General features: G+C 44.0%; 19 protein-coding genes. 10 read left to right on the top strand and 9 right to left on the bottom strand.

Translation table 11 applies throughout. The features are described from left to right. Positions 1-168: 168 nt before the first annotated feature. From fre to trxA, 4 genes are all read right to left on the bottom strand, one after another. Positions 169-882: an NAD(P)H-flavin reductase gene (fre, locus tag ACM2FC_RS21045; protein ID WP_498483019.1), complete on the bottom strand. Its 714-nt coding sequence runs from the start codon at positions 880-882 to the stop codon at positions 169-171. Positions 883-1005: 123 nt separating this feature from the next. Continuing rightward, positions 1006-2472, bottom strand: coding sequence for a 4-hydroxy-3-polyprenylbenzoate decarboxylase (gene ubiD, locus ACM2FC_RS21040; RefSeq protein WP_498483018.1), 1467 nt, complete (start codon positions 2470-2472; stop codon positions 1006-1008). Positions 2473-2626: 154 nt separating this feature from the next. Then, a complete protein-coding gene (gene rho / locus ACM2FC_RS21035) occupies positions 2627-3886 on the bottom strand; it encodes a transcription termination factor Rho (protein WP_237363511.1) in 1260 nt (419 codons plus the stop codon). Positions 3887-4084: 198 nt separating this feature from the next. Beyond that, positions 4085-4411, bottom strand: coding sequence for a thioredoxin TrxA (gene trxA / locus ACM2FC_RS21030; RefSeq protein ID WP_237363510.1), 327 nt, complete (start codon positions 4409-4411; stop codon positions 4085-4087). Positions 4412-4578: 167 nt separating this feature from the next. Here trxA and rhlB point away from each other — a divergent pair, with 167 nt between their 5' ends. Together rhlB and gppA are read left to right on the top strand one after the other, a co-directional pair. Beyond that, positions 4579-5880 carry an ATP-dependent RNA helicase RhlB gene (rhlB, locus tag ACM2FC_RS21025; RefSeq protein WP_498483017.1) on the top strand — a complete coding sequence of 434 codons (1302 nt, stop codon included), beginning with the start codon at positions 4579-4581 and terminating at the stop codon, positions 5878-5880. Positions 5881-5890: 10 nt separating this feature from the next. Further along, positions 5891-7381, top strand: a complete 1491-nt coding sequence (gppA, locus tag ACM2FC_RS21020; protein ID WP_498483016.1) for a guanosine-5'-triphosphate,3'-diphosphate diphosphatase — start codon at positions 5891-5893, stop codon at positions 7379-7381. Between the two features lie 77 nt (positions 7382-7458). Here the strand turns inward: gppA and ACM2FC_RS21015 are convergent, their stop codons facing one another. The 3 genes from ACM2FC_RS21015 to recQ form a co-directional block, all read right to left on the bottom strand. Continuing rightward, a complete protein-coding gene (locus ACM2FC_RS21015) occupies positions 7459-8133 on the bottom strand; it encodes a 7-cyano-7-deazaguanine/7-aminomethyl-7-deazaguanine transporter (RefSeq protein WP_498483015.1) in 675 nt (224 codons plus the stop codon). A gap of 117 nt (positions 8134-8250) precedes the next feature. Beyond that, on the bottom strand, positions 8251-8565 hold the full coding sequence (locus ACM2FC_RS21010) for a DUF3630 family protein (protein ID WP_498483014.1): 315 nt from the start codon (positions 8563-8565) through the stop codon (positions 8251-8253). Next, positions 8558-10393, bottom strand: a complete 1836-nt coding sequence (recQ, locus tag ACM2FC_RS21005; RefSeq protein WP_498483013.1) for an ATP-dependent DNA helicase RecQ — start codon at positions 10391-10393, stop codon at positions 8558-8560. Before recQ ends, ACM2FC_RS21010 begins: the two co-directional genes overlap by 8 nt. Before the next feature lie 162 nt (positions 10394-10555). Between recQ and rarD the strand changes: the two genes are divergently transcribed. The 4 genes from rarD to ggt all read left to right on the top strand — a co-directional run bounded on the left by rarD (position 10556) and on the right by ggt (position 14966). After that, a complete protein-coding gene (gene rarD / locus ACM2FC_RS21000) occupies positions 10556-11461 on the top strand; it encodes an EamA family transporter RarD (RefSeq protein ID WP_498483012.1) in 906 nt (301 codons plus the stop codon). A 66-nt stretch (positions 11462-11527) separates the two neighbouring features. Beyond that, a complete protein-coding gene (locus ACM2FC_RS20995) occupies positions 11528-12334 on the top strand; it encodes a helix-turn-helix domain-containing protein (protein ID WP_498483011.1) in 807 nt (268 codons plus the stop codon). A gap of 110 nt (positions 12335-12444) precedes the next feature. Further along, entirely contained in the window at positions 12445-13107 is a 663-nt protein-coding gene (locus ACM2FC_RS20990) for a LysE family translocator (protein WP_498483010.1), read from the top strand. Positions 13108-13214: 107 nt separating this feature from the next. Continuing rightward, the gene (gene ggt / locus ACM2FC_RS20985; RefSeq protein WP_498483009.1) at positions 13215-14966 is read left to right on the top strand and encodes a gamma-glutamyltransferase; all 1752 of its coding nucleotides are present in this window, start codon (positions 13215-13217) and stop codon (positions 14964-14966) included. Positions 14967-15577: 611 nt separating this feature from the next. Here ggt and ACM2FC_RS20980 read toward each other — a convergent pair. Continuing rightward, positions 15578-15808 carry a glutaredoxin family protein gene (locus tag ACM2FC_RS20980; protein ID WP_498483008.1) on the bottom strand — a complete coding sequence of 77 codons (231 nt, stop codon included), beginning with the start codon at positions 15806-15808 and terminating at the stop codon, positions 15578-15580. Positions 15809-15819: 11 nt separating this feature from the next. Continuing rightward, positions 15820-17994: a DNA helicase II gene (uvrD, locus tag ACM2FC_RS20975; protein WP_498483007.1), complete on the bottom strand. Its 2175-nt coding sequence runs from the start codon at positions 17992-17994 to the stop codon at positions 15820-15822. Between the two features lie 245 nt (positions 17995-18239). Between uvrD and ACM2FC_RS20970 the strand changes: the two genes are divergently transcribed. The 4 genes from ACM2FC_RS20970 to ACM2FC_RS20955 all read left to right on the top strand — a co-directional run bounded on the left by ACM2FC_RS20970 (position 18240) and on the right by ACM2FC_RS20955 (position 20686). Further along, positions 18240-18500, top strand: coding sequence for a BufA1 family periplasmic bufferin-type metallophore (locus tag ACM2FC_RS20970; protein WP_498483006.1), 261 nt, complete (start codon positions 18240-18242; stop codon positions 18498-18500). Positions 18501-18577: 77 nt separating this feature from the next. Then, positions 18578-19447, top strand: a complete 870-nt coding sequence (bufB, locus tag ACM2FC_RS20965) for an MNIO family bufferin maturase (RefSeq protein WP_498483005.1) — start codon at positions 18578-18580, stop codon at positions 19445-19447. Continuing rightward, a complete protein-coding gene (locus ACM2FC_RS20960) occupies positions 19444-20211 on the top strand; it encodes an HvfC/BufC N-terminal domain-containing protein (protein ID WP_498483004.1) in 768 nt (255 codons plus the stop codon). Before bufB ends, ACM2FC_RS20960 begins: the two co-directional genes overlap by 4 nt. 10 nt (positions 20212-20221) lie before the next feature. Beyond that, positions 20222-20686 carry a DoxX family protein gene (locus tag ACM2FC_RS20955; protein WP_498483003.1) on the top strand — a complete coding sequence of 155 codons (465 nt, stop codon included), beginning with the start codon at positions 20222-20224 and terminating at the stop codon, positions 20684-20686. The last annotated feature ends 41 nt before the right edge of the window (positions 20687-20727 follow it).

The following is a 20727-nucleotide window of genomic DNA, read 5'->3' as shown; positions in this document are numbered from 1 at the left end:
AACTGGGCGCTTGGCTTGTTTGAAGCCATCCCGTGTCAGCGAGGGGGCATTATAGGGAGATAGATTAGAAGCGCAAGCTCTTTTTGAAGAAATTTAATAAATAAATTTTAACTGGCGATAGTTCCATCAAAACAGCATACCAACCAACAAAAAGAGCTCGTTTTATAACTAAATGAATGCAAACGCGTCTGCGTACATACGATCACTATTCGCTTGCTTGTTCTGAGTGAACAACTCTCTTGCTGCACCCGCCATTTCAAAGCGACCTGCAATATAGATATCGAATCCGCTTAAAGATTCAAAGTCCTCGTTTATGGCTTGCAGTACATTACCGACTTTACCAGCCCATTCATTGTTTATATCTTCGATGACTGGTATGAAATGAACATTGCTATGATGCGCAGAAATCTCTTTTAACTCTTCTATTGCATAAAGCTGTGTCTGGTTTTTTGCACCCCAATAAAGATATATAGGGTTTTCCTTATTTTGACTGATGCAGTGATCAAGTATCGACCTTACATAACTAAAACCTGTTCCACCGGCAATCAATAGAAGAGGATGCTCACTTTCCTCACGAACCCAAGCTTCGCCGTGTGGCGCATCTATAATGATATCGCTATTGTCTGCCATAGCTTGTTTCATCTTTTCCACCACTTCAATGGCGTAAATGTTGTGCTCGAAAGCACCGATATGCAGCTCCAATTCACCTTGATGGCGACAAGGGCTGCTTGCAATAGAAAATGGTCGCTTATCCTTTTCACTCATTTCCACCATCAAATATTGCCCCGCCTTGAACTCCACCGGAGTTTCTGGGTGCAGCAATATCTGATAAGTATTACAAGCTAATTGTTGGATAGACTTTACTTTGCACTTTATAGACATTTCTTTCCTCGGGCTTACGATCTAGTAAGCAATGGCAAGCGATACATTTTGGCAAGGAACGCCTACCTTTTTACTTCTCTTTCTTAATTATCAATATAAATGAAGACTGTTGAGCTGTCGCATTTATACAATATCTAGCTCCTGCCAGATTTTGTCGACTCGAGCGACTAATTCAGGGTCTTTCTTAATTGGGATACCCCACTCTCTCTGAGTTTCACCCGGCATCTTATTGGTCGCATCTAATCCCATTTTAGAACCTAGACCGATAACTGGCGATGCAAAGTCGAGGGAATCGATCGGAGTATTATCGATCGTGACGGTATCTCGAGCAGGATCCATGCGAGTTGTAATCGCCCAAATAACATCATTCCAATCACGCGCATTGACGTCTTCATCACAGACAATCACAAACTTGGTATACATGAACTGACGCAAGAAAGACCAAACTCCCATCATCACTCTCTTAGCATGACCAGGATATTGCTTTTTCATCGTGACAACGGCCATACGATAAGAGCAACCTTCTGGTGGGAGGTAAAAGTCGACAATTTCTGGAAATTGCTTTTGTAATATCGGAACAAACACTTCATTCAGCGCAACGCCTAATACTGCGGGTTCATCTGGTGGACGCCCTGTATACGTGCTGTGATAAATTGGGTCTTTGCGCATCGTGATGTGAGTGATGGTAAACACATGGTGTCTTTCTTTCTCGTTGTAGTAACCGGTGTGATCACCATAAGGCCCTTCATCGGCGAACTCTTCTGGATCGATATATCCTTCCATCACGATTTCAGCACTTGCAGGTACTTCCAAATCGTTGCTTACCGATTTAACCACTTCTGTTTTACTACCTCGTAGTAAACCTGCAAATGCATATTCCGACAAAGTATCTGGTACTGGTGTTACTGCGCCGAGTATAGTCGCAGGGTCTGCGCCATAAGCGACCGAGACGGGAAACGGTTCTCCAGGGTTAGTTTCCATCCAATCTTTAAGGTCTAAAGCCCCCCCGCGATGTGCGAGCCAACGCATGATCACTTTGTTTTTGCCAAGCTTTTGCTGACGATAAATGCCCAAGTTTTGCCTTTTCTTGTGTGGGCCTTTGGTGATGGTAAGCCCCCAAGTAAGAAGTGGTGCAACATCATCAGCCCAACAGCTCATTACGGGTATCTTGTCCAAATCAACCTCATCCCCCTGCCACACAATATCTTGGCAGGCAGCTTTACGAAGTCTCTTGGCAGGCATATTTAAAACTTGCTTAAATACTGGCAGTTTATCAATTGCGTCTTTAAATCCCTTTGGCGGCTCTGGTTCTTTAAGATATGCGAGTAATTTACCTACCTCTCGAAGATCGAGAACATCGTCTCTTCCCATACCAAGTGCAACCCGCTCAGGAGTACCAAACAAGTTGGTTAGAACAGGGATAGTATAACCAATGGGGTTTTCGAACAGTAAAGCAGGACCTTTCGCTCTTAAAGTGCGATCACTAATTTCCGTCATCTCATAGTGAGGATCGACAGGATGAGTTATACGTTTGAGTTGACCTTGTTTTTCCAACAAGTCGATAAAATCTCGTAAATCCTTAAAACTCATAGGCCTTTCATTCATAGCAAAAACTGAGCGCAGTATAACAAACTCTGCTTGAGCGGCGAGTGTTTTACTGTGACTCACACTGAATAACAAACGTCCAAAAACAAAAAAGCGCTACCTCATAACGAGATAGCGCCCTTAAAATTCTTTCTAACGACTATTGTCTGCGCATTGCATCAAAGAATTCGTCGTTTGTCTTGGTCATTGCCAATTTATCAATTAAGAATTCCATCGCATCGATTTCGCCCATTGGATGGACGATTTTACGAAGTATCCACATTTTCTGTAACTCATCTGGCTTAGTTAGCAGCTCTTCACGACGAGTACCAGAGCGGTTGAAATCAATCGCTGGGAAAACACGTTTTTCAGCAATCTTACGATTTAGGTGCAGTTCCATGTTACCTGTACCTTTAAACTCTTCGTAGATAACTTCATCCATTTTCGAGCCAGTATCAACCAATGCTGTTGCGATGATAGTCAAGCTACCACCTTCTTCTACGTTACGTGCAGCACCGAAGAAACGTTTTGGACGATGCAGTGCATTGGCATCTACACCACCAGTCAATACCTTGCCTGACGAAGGTACTACCGTGTTGTAGGCACGAGCTAAACGAGTAATAGAGTCGAGTAAAATAACCACATCTTTTTTATGCTCAACTAAGCGTTTTGCTTTTTCGATGACCATTTCTGCAACTTGTACGTGACGAGAAGCTGGCTCATCAAATGTAGATGCGACAACTTCGCCTTTAACTAGGCGTTGCATTTCCGTTACTTCTTCTGGACGTTCGTCGATAAGCAATACCATCAACTCACATTCTGGATGATTATGCGCAATGCTTTGTGCAATATTCTGCAGCAACATTGTTTTACCCGCTTTTGGCGGAGCTACAATCAATCCACGCTGACCTTTACCAATTGGCGAAGCCAAATCCAAAACTCGAGCCGTAATATCTTCTGTTGAACCATTACCACGCTCCATCACCATTCTTTCGTTGGCATGCAGCGGAGTTAAGTTTTCAAACAGAATCTTATTACGTGCGTTGTCTGGTTTGTCATCGTTAACTGTATTGACTTTCAATAGCGCGAAGTAACGCTCACCATCTTTAGGTGGGCGAATCTTACCAGCTATAGAATCACCTGTACGTAGGTTAAAGCGGCGAATTTGGCTTGGCGATACATAGATATCATCCGGCCCAGCTAGATAGGAGCTGTCCGCACTACGTAAAAACCCAAAACCATCTTGAAGAATTTCTAAAACACCGTCGCCGAAAATGTCCTCTCCACTTTTCGCATGCGCTTTTAAAATAGAAAAGATAATGTCTTGCTTTCTAAGACGAGCGAGGTTTTCTAGTCCTAGGCTTTCGCCCAGTTTTACAAGATCGGATACAGCTCTGTTTTTCAGTTCTGTTAGATTCATTGTGGTGGATGCTTGTTTAGTCAAAATAAGATCTGTTGGTTAAGTTAAGATGGAATTTGGTCTATGGATTGACCAAGAAGTGAACGCTTGTTTATTTAACGTGCGATAAACTATCACTAATTTACAGACTAGTCTAGGTTTTGTTGTAGTTCAAAAATAAAACCGTGCAATTTGAGCTGCACGGTTTTTTTAAACGACTTAAAGGTTTGCGTCTAAAAACTCTTTTAGCTGAGTTTTAGAAAGTGCACCAACTTTAGTTGCCGCAACTTCGCCATCCTTAAATAGCAATAAAGTAGGAATGCCACGAATGCCATACTTTGGTGGCGTCTCGGCATTTTGATCGATATTTAATTTGCCGATGGTAAGTTTACCTTCATACTCATCAGAAATTTCATCCAGTATTGGTGCAATCATCTTACAAGGGCCACACCACTCTGCCCAAAAGTCAACAAGAACAGGGCCTGCAGCTTTGATGACATCGTCTTCAAAACCCGCATCGGTCAGCTGCAAAATCTTATCGCTCATCTTCGACTCCAATGTATTTTCTTGGTCTAGCTTTAGTATATCAAACGACCTAACGATAGCTATTATGGTAAAAATAACAAGGTTGTTTGGTTTATAAGCAGTAAATAGATGCCCTATTGGAATGTATTTACTTTCGTATTGCAAGCTTAAGCTGATATTCTATAGAGATGAAAAAGACGCATATCACAGAGCAAAAGTTCGCTGATTTGGGATTAAACACCCAAGTTGTTGAAGGATTGGAGAAAAAAGGGTTCGAATTTTGTACCCCGATCCAAGCCTTAGCGTTGCCGGTACTGCTCGCCGGCCAAGACATTGCAGGCCAAGCCCAAACAGGCACAGGTAAAACGCTCGCGTTTCTTACTGCAACCTTCAACCACTTGCTAAATAATACCAAGGAAGAAAGCAACCGTACTCAGCCACGTGCAATCATCATGGCGCCGACACGTGAATTGGCAATTCAGATCCATAAAGACGCGATGCCACTCGTTGAAAGCACTGGAATCAAGACTGCCCTAGCTTATGGCGGCGAAAGTTACGATAAACAGCTCGCAAATTTAGAAAACGGCGTAGACGTTCTTATCGGTACAACAGGCCGCATTATCGACTTTTATAAGCAACGTGTATTTAGCCTTAACCATATTGAAGCCGTTGTATTGGATGAAGCCGATCGTATGTTCGATTTAGGCTTTATCAAAGACATCCGCTTCCTATTTAGACGTATGCCAGAGCCAAAAGAACGCTTGAACATGTTGTTCTCTGCAACTTTGTCTTATCGCGTGCAAGAGCTGGCGTTTGAGCACATGCATAACCCAGAGCACATTGTTGTTGAACCAGAGCAAAAAACTGGTCACCGCATCCAAGAAGAGCTTTTCTATCCTTCCAACCAGCACAAAATGGCGCTACTGCAAACGCTAATCGAGGAAGACTGGCCAGATCGCGCGATTGTTTTTGCCAACACAAAACAGAAATGTGAACTCATTTGGGGTCATTTAGCCGCAGATAAACTGCGTGTTGGACTGCTAACGGGTGATGTGCCCCAGAAAAAACGCGAAAAAATTCTCGATCAGTTTACTCGTGGTGAAGTCGACATCTTAGTGGCCACTGATGTTGCTGCTCGTGGACTACACATTCCACAAGTGACACACGTCTTTAACTACGACCTTCCTGACGATTGTGAAGACTATGTACACCGAATCGGTCGTACTGGGCGTGCAGGCGCAAGCGGTCACTCTATAAGCTTTGCCTGTGAAGAATACGCGATTAACTTGCCGTCAATCGAAGAGTATATTGAGCACGTGATTCCAGTTTCCGACTACGACCCAACAGCATTGATTGAGGATCTACCAGCGCCGATCCGTATGCGCTCACGCAACAATCAATCACGCCGTACCAATACTGGCGGTACGCGCTCTGGAAACAAAAAGTCGAATAACCGTCGACCACGCCAACCAAGACAAAACAAGGATTAGTCGTCTATTTATGAGTAACGTTGTCTCTTCTCCGCTGTATGCTGCAATTGATTTGGGCTCGAACAGCTTTCACATGCTTGTGGTTAGGCATGTGCATGGCAGCATCCAAACCATTGCGAAAATCAAGCGTAAAGTTAGACTCGCCGCTGGCCTCAATGAAGAAAACGAACTTAGTATTGAGGCTATGCAAAGAGGTTGGGATTGCCTGAGCCTGTTCGCCGAGCGTCTACAAGATATTTCAAGTGAAAACATTCGTATTGTAGGTACAGCCACGCTTAGAACGGCAACCAATATTGATATCTTCTTAGACAAAGCCAGCAAAATATTGGGCAAAGACATAGAAGTTATCTCCGGTGAGGAAGAGGCGGAAACCATCTATAAAGGTGTTGCTCATACTTCCGGTGGCCAAGGGCGCAGGCTCGTGGTGGATATTGGGGGTGCAAGTACCGAGCTCATTATCGGTGAAGGTTTTGAAGCCAAGGCATTAACTAGCTTGAAAATGGGCTGTGTAACTTGGCTAGAAAATTTCTTCAAAGATAGACAGCTAAACGCCGCCAACTTTGAAAGCGCCATTAATGCTGCAAAGAAAGCTATTAAACCAATATTAGATAACTACAAAGATATCGGTTGGGATGCTTGTGTTGGTGCAAGTGGCACTGTTCAAGCTATCCAAGAAATCATGCTTGCTCAAGGTATGGATGAACTGATTACGCTGAAAAAGCTTAAACGTCTGCAAAAACAAGCTATGCTTGCCGACCACCTAGAAGAACTTGATATTGAAGGTCTAACCTTTGAGAGAGCGCTGGTTTTTCCAAGTGGATTATCGATACTGATTGCAGTCTTTGAACTTTTTGCTATCGACTCCATGACACTAGCTGGCGGAGCCCTGCGCGAAGGCTTGGTTTATGATATGGCAGACGATCTGCGCTGCAATGATATTAGAGCCCGCACTATCAACAGCATTCAATCTCGCTTTCAGATCGATGCTAAATACGCAAAGCAAGTGGCCAATGTTGCACAGCGCCTATCCGAGCAGTGTGGTGAAAATTGGATATCTGAGCCACAAGGTAGAGCTTTGATGACGGCTGCGGCCAAGCTACATGAGCTTGGTCTATCTATCGATTTCAAAAAAGGTGGTGAACACGGAGCTTATCTGTTGAGAAACCTCGATCTGCCAGGCTTTACTCGAGCACAAAAACGACTTTTAGCTGATATCGTTCAACGCTATCGCGATCAGTTAACACCTATGCCAGAGCAGCATGCAATTTCAACGAATAATGGTATTCGGGCTCTGAGGTTGCTGCGTATAGCCGTATTGTTGACTCACCGCAGAAACCCTACACTGGAACCAGAGTTTCACTTGGAAAACCAACAAGACACTCTTACCCTTTCAATCCCATCTGTGTGGTTGAACAAGAACCCCCTAACAAGTGCAGAGCTGGAAATTGAAGCCAATCGCCAATCTGATTTAGGCTGGCCGCTGATAATCCACGCCGAATAGTACTGCGATAAAAAATAACAATGCCCCAACGTTTTCACATTGGGGCATTTAATTCAGCACTTCGTGGCGTTGATATTTTAGCTTCTTGATGCTCCGACCATTTTAAAGTCAGGGTTAATCGCCGTCAGCTTTCTCACCAGATAATTCAATAACACACCATACATAGGCACGAACAGTCCGAGGCTGATAATCAACTTAAAGCCATAATCCACCATCGCAATTTCTTTCCAATGCTGAGCCATAAACGCATCTGGGCTGTTATAAAAAGCAATGGTGAAAAACGATAGAGTATCTAACGCGTTACCAATAATCGTCGAGCAAGTCGGTGCAACCCACCAGCTTTTTGACTGACGCAGACGGTTAAATACATGCACATCTAAAATCTGCCCGAGCAGATACGCCATGAAGCTAGCAATGGCTATTCTAGCAACAAACAAATTGAATTCAGACAATGGCTGAAGACCTTGGAACTGGCCATGGAAAAATATCACCGACAAGAAATACGATACTGCCAATGCAGGTAACATAACTAAAAAGATGATTTTTCTTGCCAGTGGGGCCCCAAAAATCCGCACAGTTAAGTCTGTTGCCAAAAAAATAAATGGGAAGGTAAAGGCACCCCAAGTGGTGTGCAAACCAAAAATAGTAAAGGGCAATTGGACCAGATAGTTACTGGATGCAATGATAATCAAGTGAAACACAACTAAATAGTTGAGTGCTTTGCGCTGCTGCACAGGAGTAAATTGACTCATGTCGTACCTTTTTACTTGATTTGGGGTGAGGGAACCCAAATAACGCACAAATTCGATGAATGTGGCTTTGATTAAAAATGGCCGTTGATTATACATCAACCAACATATGCCGCAAGCTTATATCCCTCGGCGTAACAAGCGAGCAAGAAACTCTAGCTCTTCTTTACTATCGGAAACCGACAAGGCCTCTAACCAAACCGCTTCACTGTAGTGTTCCGCCTTCAAAAATAACTGACAATCTTCAAAGTCTATCAACCAAGAGTGTACATCAGCGTCAGATTGTTTTTCGACTACAGTTGCGGAAAGTAACGCAACCAAATGCTCGCCCATCTGCGGAAAACTATCATAATCAAAAGAAGGAGTTTGTAGAATAATACGGCTCGACTCCGGTAGATACTCTGCTAAGCCAAACTGATATTTCGAATTATCCATAATGCGTTAAATATTCCTGAATCACGTCTAAAAAAGGATCGGCGTACTTTTCGAGCTTAACTTGCCCAACGCCATTCACTGCCAGCATCTCTCCATAAGAAGTTGGCAGTATCTCCGCCATATCAACCAAAGTTGCATCACTAAACACCACATAAGGGGGCAAACCATCTTCATCAGCGATGGATTTACGCAGTTTGCGCAGCATGGCGAACAGCTTCTTGTCGTAGTTTTTACTCGATAGTTTATCTTGCTTGGTTGCTTTTGTTGCCGTATCGAGTCGAGGCACCGCAAGCTCGATTTCCATTTCTCCACGCAATAAGGGGCGCGCTTCTTCTGTTAATTGCAACGTGGAGTTTCGAGTAATATTTTGATTGAGCAAACCTTTGTGAATCAGCTGCCGGAAAATACTTACCCAGTAATCGTGGCTATGCTCTTTGCCAATACCGTAGGTTGATAGCTGATCGTGCTTGTTTTCTCGGATGCGAATATTTTGCATACCGCGCATCACTTCCACGACATAACCGATACCAAAATTCTGGCCAACACGATACACACATGACAGCGCTTTTTGCGCCTCTACAGTGGCATCAAAACGCTTTGGCGGATCTAAGCAAATATCACAGTTGCCACAGGGTTTTTCTCGGTATTCACCAAAATAATTAAGGAGTACTTGTCTTCGACAAGTTTGCGCTTGGGCAAAGGCATCCATCGCTGTCAGCTTGTTAACCTCTACCCGCTTTTGACCGCTTTCTTCCTTTTCATCCAGCATTCGTCTAAGCCAATTGATGTCAGCGGGGTCAAAGAGCATTAACGCTTCTGCTGGCAAACCATCTCGCCCAGCTCTACCGGTTTCTTGATAATAAGACTCGACATTGCGTGGAATATCAAAATGCACCACAAAACGTACATTGGGCTTATTTATACCCATACCAAAGGCAACTGTTGCGACGACGATTTGAATATCATCTTTTTGAAACGCTTCTTGCACCAGTTTCCGTTCTTCGACTTCCATCCCAGCGTGGTAACCAGCAACTCTTAGGTGATTATTTTTCAGCTTCTCAGTCAGCATCTCAACTTTTTTGCGACTGCCACAATAAATAATCCCACACTGCCCTTTTTGTGTTGCCAAATAGCGGACAACTTGGCTTACTGGCTTATGCTTTTCAACCAAGCTATAACGGATATTGGCTCGGTCAAAGCTACCCAAATGAACAAGCGGCTCATCAAGTTGAAGTCGATGGGTAATATCAGTGCGAGTCGCGTCGTCAGCGGTAGCGGTTAGCGCCATCACAGGCGTACCTTCAAAGTATTTCTTTAGCTGCCCCAAGGCTGCATATTCTGGGCGAAAGTCATGCCCCCATTGAGAAATACAATGCGCCTCATCGACAGCAATTAAGCTCAACGGTAAATGATGTAAACGCTCAATAAAATCTGGCATTAATACACGCTCAGGAGAAACGTAGATGAGTTTAACGTCCCCCGCATGCATTCGAGAGTAAATATCAACTAGCTCTTGCCTACTAAGCGTTGAGTTAATACATTCCGCCTTAACCCCACTTGCCTTAAGCTGGTCAACTTGGTCTTTCATTAAAGAGATCAGTGGCGATATCACCAGTGTTAACCCTTGTAAAACCAGAGCGGGAATCTGATAGCAAAGAGACTTACCACCACCTGTCGGCATAATGACTAAGCTATCTTTGCCCGTGATAGCAGATTCAATCACATCACTTTGCCCATCCCGAAAGGTTTGATAACCAAAAACATCTTCTAATATAGATTGCGGTGTTGGGTAACCATCCGATGGTTGAGAAATAGCTAGTGAGGTCATGAACTCTCTCAATGAATTATTGGAATAGAGAAGATAAATAGAAGGCGTCGGGCACATTGTAGTAGGGATTCACTGGGAATAAAACTGCAAATTGCTAGGTGAATCACGATAGCGCTCGTATACTGCACATCCTGTCCATGCCATCCCCTACAGGAAAATGTGATGAACAACGACAAACAACAACGCGCTAAACAAGGTATATTTTATGCCGTTGCTGGCTATACCATGTGGGGTATTGCTCCCATCTACTTTAAGGCTATCCAGCAAGTTCCTGCTTTGGAAATCTTGTGCCACCGTGTCATTTGGTCTTTTATTATCCTAACTGCACTGGTTCACTTTAGTGGTAAATGGCAGAGTGTAAAAAATGTTCTGACATCAAAGACAGCCTTGTATATTGTTGGCTCATCAGTATTTTTAGCCAGCAACTGGCTGATATTCATTTGGGCGATAAACTCCGATCACATGCTTGATGCAAGTTTAGGTTACTATATAAATCCCTTACTGAATGTCATATTTGGCATGCTCTTTTTAGGCGAAAGACTAAGAAAGCTGCAGTGGTTTGCTGTGCTTCTTGCGACGATAGGGGTATTTATCCAAGTGGTGGCTTTTGGTCGTGTGCCCGTTGTTGCAATTGGTCTTGCTTTTACCTTCGGCTTTTATGCACTGCTGCGTAAGAAAGTCAGCTTAGAAGCACAAACTGGACTTTTCATAGAAATGCTAATGTTACTGCCTTTTGCTGCTATCTACATGCTGGGTTTTGCTCATAGTGCAACTTCCGACATGATGAACAACACTGCAACTTTGAATATTTTATTAGTATCAGCTGGCATCGTCACTACATTACCGTTCTTGTCGTTCAATGCCGCCGCAACCAGACTTAAGCTTTCAACGCTAGGTTTCTTCCAATATATAGGCCCTAGCTTTATGTTTTTACTCGCCGTGTTGGCTTATGGCGAAACTTTCACTCTCGCCAAAGCCGTTACTTTTATCTTTATCTGGAGTGCTCTGGTTATCTTCAGCTTCGACGGAATTCGATTTAGCAAGAAGAAACTCACCACGGCGGCATAAATTTACAAGACAACACTCTGAACAAAAGGTAAGCTTGGCGATAATTCAACCAGCTTACCTTTTTTAATGGCAGATGATATCCACTATCACTCCACCGCATTTGATGCGATCAATCTGATTGAAGCTAGCTATAAACAGTTTTCGTTTCAGCAGCATTATCACTTAGATTTTCATATCGGTCTTATTACTGGTGGCCAGCAAGTTTTCCAACATAATGGCAGTCGTCATCATGTTGGCTCTGGACAACTTGTTATTATGCCTCCCGATGAGATTCATGATGGGCAATCGTGGCTAGACTCAGGTTACGACGTGCAAGTATTTGCTATCAACCCAAGCTGGTTAAGTCAATTGGCTGATATTACCTCTGCCAACAAACTGATTCATTTTCAAGAGCTCATCATTTCAGACTCAAACATCTTCTCCCAACTCACACAGCTGCACCATATTTTAAAGCGACAAGATATTAGCCAATTGGCCATGGATTGTGCACCGTACGAAGGTTTTAGCCAATTGTTCCATCGCTATGGTTGCATTGAAGAGTCGAACGAAATTCTGTTGGGCCGACAATATATCGGAAAGCTCAAAGAGTATCTGATGGAAAATCTTGACCAAGTCATTCGACTGGAAGATTTATCTACCATGTGCCAACTAAGCGAAACCCAATTTCAGCGGCGATTTAAAGCACAGATGGGGCTTACGCCCTATGCTTGGTTAAGTCGACTGCGCCTAGAGAAAAGCTTGCAACTGCTAAAATCAGGCATGAATGGTACGGAAGTCGCTCTGCAAGTTGGTTTCTACGATCAAGCCCATTTTACTAAATCGTTTAAATCTAGCTTTGGTATCACCCCGTCCCAAGTATCTTCGCGACGCTAACGCCTTTCCATTTTTGAGCGCTTAGCCGATAGACTGTCGATAATTTACAATCGCAAGCGCTTCATCCATGGCATTGTGACATTCAATCACAACTTTTAAGGAAAATTTGAATGAATGAAGCAGCCATACTCCTGACGTTAGCTGGCGTCCACTTTGTCGCACTGATGAGCCCGGGGCCAGACTTTGCTCTCGTGGTACAGAATGCCACAAAATACGGCAGACAAACCGGACTTTACATTGCTCTCGGATTGTCGTTTGGCATCTTTATCCAATCACTACTCAGCATCACTGGTGTGAGCTATTTAGTGCATGAACACCCACTAATGTTTTCGATATTACAGTTTGCAGGGGGGAGTTATTTGCTCTACCTAGGGTATGGCGCACTAAAAGCTATCATCACCAATGTTCTGCGCAAGAGCAAAAACCAGTCAGAGACTGCGAAACCTTCTGTTGTGCTGCACAACAAACGACAAGCCTTTTCAAAAGGCTTTGCTACCAATATTCTGAATCCAAAAGCGTTAGTATTTTTTGTTAGCCTTATGTCCACATTGGTACCTGCAAGTATGCCAACGTCTGGCAAAGCCTTTGCTGTACTCATCTTGTGGAGCCTCTCGCTACTATGGTTTTCATTTCTTGCATGGACACTGTCTACTGAACGACTACAAAAGCGTTTGAGCACCATGGGTGTTTATATCGACACCTTGTGCGGTATTATCTTTACCGTTATCGGAGCTTATATTTTACACGCATCTTTGTTACCACTATTTCATTGATTTACAAGATCAAAGTAACATTTTCGTAACTATTTAATGGCTATCAAGACCGCAGCCTGACAACCTTTTGCATCGCTATAAAGCGTCGCATTCACAAGGAGAGTTTTATGCTGCGGTCGATGAAACCTGCCCTCACCCTAGGCCTACTGTTGGCCTCCTCTGTTGCTCACTCACAGCAAGTCACGGATTCTATTGCTCCAGAGCACAGCTCCGGACTGGAACAGAAGCAATTAGTGGATGCTAAAGACTGGATGGTCACAGCCGCCAACCCTTTAGCGACTCAAGCAGGAGCAGATGTGTTAGATCAAGGGGGCAATGCCGTTGACGCCATGGTGGCTGTCCAGCTTATGTTGGGTTTAGTAGAGCCACAATCTTCAGGCATTGGCGGCGGCGCTTTTCTTGTGTATTGGGATGCAAACAAGCAGGCTCTTACCACTTTTGATGGCCGTGAAACGGCCCCAATGAATGCAACTCCTGAGCTATTTCTAGATAGAGATGGTCAACCGCTCTCTTTCTATGACGCAGTAGTCGGTGGCCGCTCTGTTGCAACCCCGGGCACAGTCATGCTGCTTTGGCAAGTTCACCAGCAGTACGGAAAGTTAGATTGGAAAAAATTGATAGAGCCCATTATCTCTCTCGCTGAGAAAGGTTTCGAAATCAGCCCACGGCTTGCTGCGTCCATAGCTCATGACGAAACTCGCCTCAATCGCTACGAAGAAGCCAGAGAATATTTCTTTGATAAAAATGGCAAACCAAAACAGGCTGGCACCTTACTTAAAAATCCAGCCTACGCTGAAACTCTAAAGAAAATTGCCAAACATGGTGCTAACGCTTTTTATCATGGTGATATCGCGGAACAAATTGTAAACACAGTAAACAATGCACCAAGTAATCCCGGTGTATTATCGACAAAAGACCTCAACGACTATCGAATCAAGCAGCGAGAGCCTATCTGTTCTCCATACCAAAGCTATCAAATATGCGGCATGGGACCTCCTAGCTCAGGAGCACTTACCGTTGGCCAAATCCTTTCTATCAGTGAACATTTTGACCTGAAATCTTGGGGGCCAAACAGCGTCAAATCTTGGCAGGTCATTGCCGATGCTTCGCGTTTAGCCTTCGCCGATAGAGGGATGTATATGGCCGACCAAGACTTTGTTCCAATGCCAACTCAGGGCTTGTTAAATCCAGCGTATCTCAAAGACCGCGCCAAGCTGATTAATCTCGATAAAGCTCTTACCACCGTTTCCGCGGGATCCCCACCATGGGACTATGCCTTGAAACAAAGTGAAGACCAAGCCATAGAGCTACCTTCTACCAGTCATTTCAATATTGTTGATAAACAAGGCAACGTCGTATCAATGACGACGACAATTGAAAATGCTTTTGGCTCAAGATTAATGGTTGATGGTTTCTTACTAAACAACGAATTAACTGATTTTTCTTTCCGTACCCATCAAGGTGAGAGACCGATTGCTAATCGGATAGAGCCTGGAAAACGTCCTCGTTCTTCAATGTCTCCAACCATTATCTTGAAAGATAACAAACCATACATGGCAATTGGTTCACCGGGAGGAAGTCGTATTATCGGCTATGTCGCGCAAGCTATTATTGCTCATGTTCAGTGGGGAATGGATATTCAGCAAGCTATCGACCTTCCGCACATCTTAAGCCGTTTTAAAGAAGTGGAGATAGAACAACACACTTCAGCAGAAAGCATGCAAAGCGCGCTAGAGAAGTTAGGCTATCAAACAAAAGTCGCTGATCTTAACTCAGGATTACATGCAATTCGCATTTTGCCCGACCAACTAGAAGGTGCAGCCGACCCTAGGCGAGAAGGCGTCGCTATAGGAAAGTGAAGACAAAACGACGATCTCCCCAACGCCTTGTGCGAGATCTCTTACAAAAAAGTGAGTAATTGCAGTTTTGAACTAGGGAAAGATCAACCAATATTAACTTAACTATTTGATTTGTATTGCAGGTGATGAAAGTTTCTCTTTTTATACAAAAGAAAAATGCTTTCGTTGCATTGATGATAAATTAGATCTCAGTAATATTGAGTCTGTCGGAGGGATGCTGACAAGGAAAAGATTCTAAGGATTTAGAACACTTCGGGATGAAGGATAGATTACTGAGGATTAGTAATCGGAAAGGAATCATTTAGTAGCTAGGACGGTTACTAACTAAGGACAGCAGGACACCTCTGGATGGGGGAAGGATTCGCATCAGGAAGATGCAACGGACATCGCTAAGGATATTGCGACAAAGCTAGCACGGACAAGTTAGCTGACCAAGGCAGGTACACGGACACCGCTAGGAAGGCGATGAAACGGAAAAAACTGAACGGAAATCAGGATAAATTATCAAGGAATAGATGCATGGAGCACCTTTAAGTAGCTGGATTGCTGCACTTTGAGACTTGTGACCCCGATGAGCTTACGCTCTCGGGGTTTTTCTTTATTTCTTCGGGTTACTTCTCGTTGTACATCCGATCAAAGTTTTTCGGATTCCAACCAATCATAATACGATCGCCAATCTTTAGTACTGGCAGCGATCTGGCCCCTATCGCATCCAGCTCTTTTCTTCCTCGCTGCATTTTTGCGTTGGTTAAGCGATACTTGATACCTTTTGAATCTAAGTAACGCTGCGCGTCCTTGCAGTGGGGACACTTATCTTTGATATATAAAACGACTCTTTTCATTGTGGCTCTCGCTACAGTTTTTCTAATCTCGCATAGGCGGTCACCAGCCATTTGATGCCTTCGCCATTAAACGCCACCTGCACTCGACCTTGCGGACCACTGCCTTCAAAATTGATGATGGTCCCTTCACCAAATTTCGGATGATTTACTCGCGAGCCTAAACTAAAGCCCGTTTCATTGAAGCTTTCCTTCACAGTGGTTTGACTAAATCGGCCGCTACTTGCTGGTCTACTCACTTGCGCTTTCATGCGCACTTCATCCAAGCAATTTTCTGGTAACTCTCGAATAAAGCGCGACGGCTTATGATACTTGTCTTGTCCCCATAGACGACGCATCTCCGCGTAGGTGATGTAAAGCTTTTCCATCGCCCGGGTCATTCCTACGTAACAAAGCCTGCGCTCCTCTTCGATTCGCCCAGCTTCTTCTGCGGACATCTGGCTGGGGAACATGCCCTCTTCCACACCGACCATAAAAACTAGGGGAAATTCCAAACCTTTTGCGCTGTGCAAAGTCATTAGCTGAACCGCATCGTCAAACTCATCCGCCTGACCTTCACCAGACTCCAGCGCTGCGTGAGTTAAGAAAGCGGTCAGGATTGGCATATCTTCCACTTCTTCGGGCGCTTCAAACTGACGAGTCGCAGTAACAAGCTCTGCCAAGTTTTCAATTCGAGCTTTCGACTTCTCACCTTTTTCTTGCTCATACATCGCAAACAAGCCAGAGAAGTTAATCACGTGGTCAGTTTGCTTATGTAGAGGCATTTCAGCAGTATCATCTTCCAGTGCATTAATCAGTTCAACGAAACGCCCAAGTGCACCAGCAGCTCTACCAGCTAAAACTTTTTCTTCCAGCATTGCGACGCATGCATCCCACATCGTCGCGCCTCTATCTCGAGCAGCAAAGCGGATAGTTTCTAGCGTCTTTTCACCTAGCCCGCGAGTGGGCGTATTCACCACCCTCTCAAATGCAGCATCATCGTTTCGGTTCGCTATTAATCTTAAATAACTGAGTGCATCTTTGATTTCTTGGCGCTCGAAGAATCGCATACCACCATAAATTCGATATGGCAGAGCTGACTGAATCAAGGCTTCTTCCAATACACGAGATTGCGCATTGCTGCGATATAAAATTGCAGTATCGCTAAGAGAACCGCCTTTATCTTGCCACTCTTTAATTTTGCCAACGGTAAAGCGCGCCTCATCCAATTCGTTGTAGGCAGAATAAACCGATATTGGCTCGCCTTCATTGCCATCGGTCCAAAGCTCTTTACCCATTCGCTCAGTGTTATTGGCAATCAAAGTATTGGAAGCTTGCAGAATGGTTTTCGTTGAACGGTAATTTTGCTCTAGTCTCACTGTGTTAACACTTGGAAACTCTAAAGTGAACTTCTCAATGTTCTCAACTTTGGCACCGCGCCAACCGTAAATCGATTGGTCATCATCTCCAACAATCATCACGTGAGTATCCGGCCCAGCCATTAACCTTAACCAAGCGTATTGGATGTTGTTGGTATCTTGAAACTCATCAACCAAAATATGTTTAAAGCGTGTTTGGTAATGCTCTCGGATATGTTTTTTTTCACGCAGCAACTCTAAGCAACGCAATAAAATTTCCGCAAAATCAACCAAGCCTGCTCGATCGCAAGCTTCTTGATAGGCGCCGTAAATTTGTAGATAAGTCTTGGCAACGGGATCGTGGTAACAATCAATGTGCTTAGGTCTTAACCCTTCATCTTTCTTACCATTTATCCACCAAGCTGCCTGCTTCGCTGGCCACTGCTTTTCATCTAAGTTTTGCGCTTTGATAATGCGGCGTAACAAACGGTATTGGTCGTCAGAATCGAGAATTTGGAACTCTTCACTCAGATTTGCATCCAGATAGTGCGCTCTCAGTATACGATGGCAAATGCCATGGAAAGTACCATTCCACATGCCTGACGCATTGCCCATCATGAGCTCTTCAATCCGCCCTCGCATTTCAGCTGCAGCCTTGTTAGTAAAGGTCACCGACATAACAGAGAAAGGCGATGCCTGTTCAACAGAAAGCAACCAAGCAATCCGATGAACAAGTACTCGTGTTTTACCACTTCCAGCACCAGCAAGAATCAGCAAGTTTTCTAGAGGAGCAGCGACTGCTTCGCGCTGTTTTTCGTTGAGGCCATCAAGCAGTAAAGAGGGATCGATCATGAGCAGGCTACTGGTTATTTATACATAAAGCGTGATTATAGCCTAAACAATTCAGACTCAAAACAACAAAAAGTGAACAAAAGTTATGCAATAAAATCAGAGCATTGATTCATAAATCACATAAAAATCCAATAAATGATAATTTTTATGAAAGTTTTTTAGACGCTTTTCTATCCTTTAGTTTAAGCAAGCCGAAGAATTGGCCTGCGAAATAAAGTCAAGGATCAACTTCTGAGGATATTACAATGAAAAAGTCTAATCTTGCTGTTACTGCTGCGGTTACTGGTCTTGTTGCATTAGGAGGCACACTATTAACAGCGGCTCCTGTTCTAGCTGCTGATAAAGAAAAGTGCTATGGCGTTGCAAAAGCGGGCAAAAATGACTGTGCGACCAAAACAAGTTCTTGTGCAGGTACAGCCAAGACGGATAACCAAAAAGATGCATTTGTCGTGGTACCTAAAGGCCTATGTGGAAAACTTTCTGGCGGCAGCACCTCTTCGTCTTAAATGCTCACTAGACGTTTTGAAGTGCGTTGCTTCCACACCAGCGCACTTCAAAATTCCAACCAAATAAGGATTTTATTGTGGCTCCCACATCTTTTCATGAAAAAGTTGGCGTAGGGCTAAGAACGCCACATCTCGACAACTTCATCTCTCAGGATACACCTGTGCAATGGCTCGAGATACATAGCGAGAACTTCTTTCAACCACACTCAGTTATGCGGAGCTCTCTGCAGCAGTTGTTAGATAAGTATCCGATCAGTTGCCATGGCATCGGCCTTTCACTTGGCAGTGCAGAAAGAGTCAACACCGAACACTTAAAGCAGCTAAAAGCGCTAATTTCTGAAGTAAAACCTCTATTCGTCTCTGATCACTTAAGCTGGAGCCAAACAGGAGGTCATTACTTTAACGACTTATTACCGCTGCCATATACCGAAGAAGCGCTAGACTGCTTTTGTCGCAATGTATTGGAGGTACAAGAAGCGATTCAAAGACCAATGCTGATTGAGAACCCTTCCAGTTATCTCGCGTTTAATCACTCAACAATTCCAGAATGGGAGTTCCTTTCAGAAGTACAAGCTCGTACTGAATGCCGTTTATTGCTCGACTTAAACAATGTTTACGTGTCTGCTTTCAATCATAAATTCGACCCAGAGGTTTATATCGAGTCAGTACCGCATCAAGCAGTCGATGAAATTCACTTAGCTGGATTCACTGTTAAAGAACTTGAGCAAGGTGAGATCTGGATAGATACACACAGTCGCCCTGTTAGCGACGAAGTGTGGCAGCTCTACCAGCAATGGATTTCAAAGCACGGTTCCATACATACCCTTATCGAATGGGACTTAGATATTCCCCATATTTCCGTGCTGATGAATCAAGCACAGCTCGCCAGCGAGAAGCTACATAGCCTAGAACAACTGCAAGATAATTCAGCGAGGCAAGCCTCATGAGCCTTTCATTATCTGAGCTACAAGCTCGCTTTGCGCAAGCACTGCATTACCAAGCGCACGGCAACGATTGCGATATTGTCAGCGACGAGTTTAGCTCGGAAGAACGTATACAAATTTACCGAAATAACTTCGTCATTAGCTTACGTGAAGTGCTGCAAGCGACTTACCCAATGGTATTTGAGTTGGTTGGAGATGAGTGTTTTGCACAACTTGCCAGGCACTATGTACTTAGCCATCCATTAGAGCACGGCGATGTCACATGTTACGGAGAAGGGTTCGCTGAGAGCTTTGAACACTTTCCTAATGTGATTAGTTCAGCTCCCTATTTATCTGACGTTGCGCGATTTGAATGGGCGATGGATGTCTCCAGCCAAGTCGCTGGTATGTCTGAACAGCGCCGCTATTTGATGCCGCTGTCTCAATTGAATGAAATTGAAGAATCCGAGCAAGGCAATATCTTGCTCGTCCCGTATCGCGACGTTACGATTTTTCAATCCAGCTTTGCAGTGTTTTCGCTACAAAACGCAGTCAAGAATGCTGAATTTGAAGGTTTGGATATCAATCAAGCAGAGCATGGCGTAATAAAAATGCTACCCAACGGCTCGGCTTGGTGCAGCCGCACGACGAAAGAGCTGTTAGAACTGTTAGATCAACTACACTATAAAAAAACTTTGGCTGAGATCGAGCCACATTTACTAAACCAACTGCAACCGTTGATTGAGCTAAACCTAGTTGAAGGCTTTGCATTAGTCGCCACTTTGTAAGGAAAGTTGTATGTCTAATTCAGTCAAAAACGCAATCAAGTTTTATGATTGTATTGTCGAGAGAACACAGTACTACTTTGTCCCTGTTTTCCTGCTATTCCTTCGCTTTTGGGTTGCTGAGGTCTTTTTCACTGCGGGGTTAGTAAAAATACAAAACTGGGACAGCACTCTCTACCTGTTTGAACTCGAGTATCAGGTCCCGATACTGCATTGGGAATTGGCTGCCTACTTAGGTACTGCTGCAGAGCTGATTCTACCTGTGTTCATGATATTTGGACTGCTTACTAGACCGATGGCATTAATCCTATTTGTATTTAATTTTATCGCCGTCGTATCTTATCCCGTACTTTGGGAACAAGGCTTTTTCGACCACCAGCTATGGGGCTTAATGATATTGATTGTTATCGTTTGGGGTCCAGGGCCGCTATCAGTAGATAAATTCTTAAAGCGGCGGCTTGCTGGTAACGGCGATTAAACCATTGAACAGACATAAAAAAGAGCTTTCAAATTGAAAGC

The sequence above is a fragment of the Vibrio sp. A37 genome (assembly GCF_059777565.1).
The sequence above is the reverse complement of the archived record's forward strand: the minus strand, read 5'-3'. Positions and strand labels throughout refer to the sequence as shown.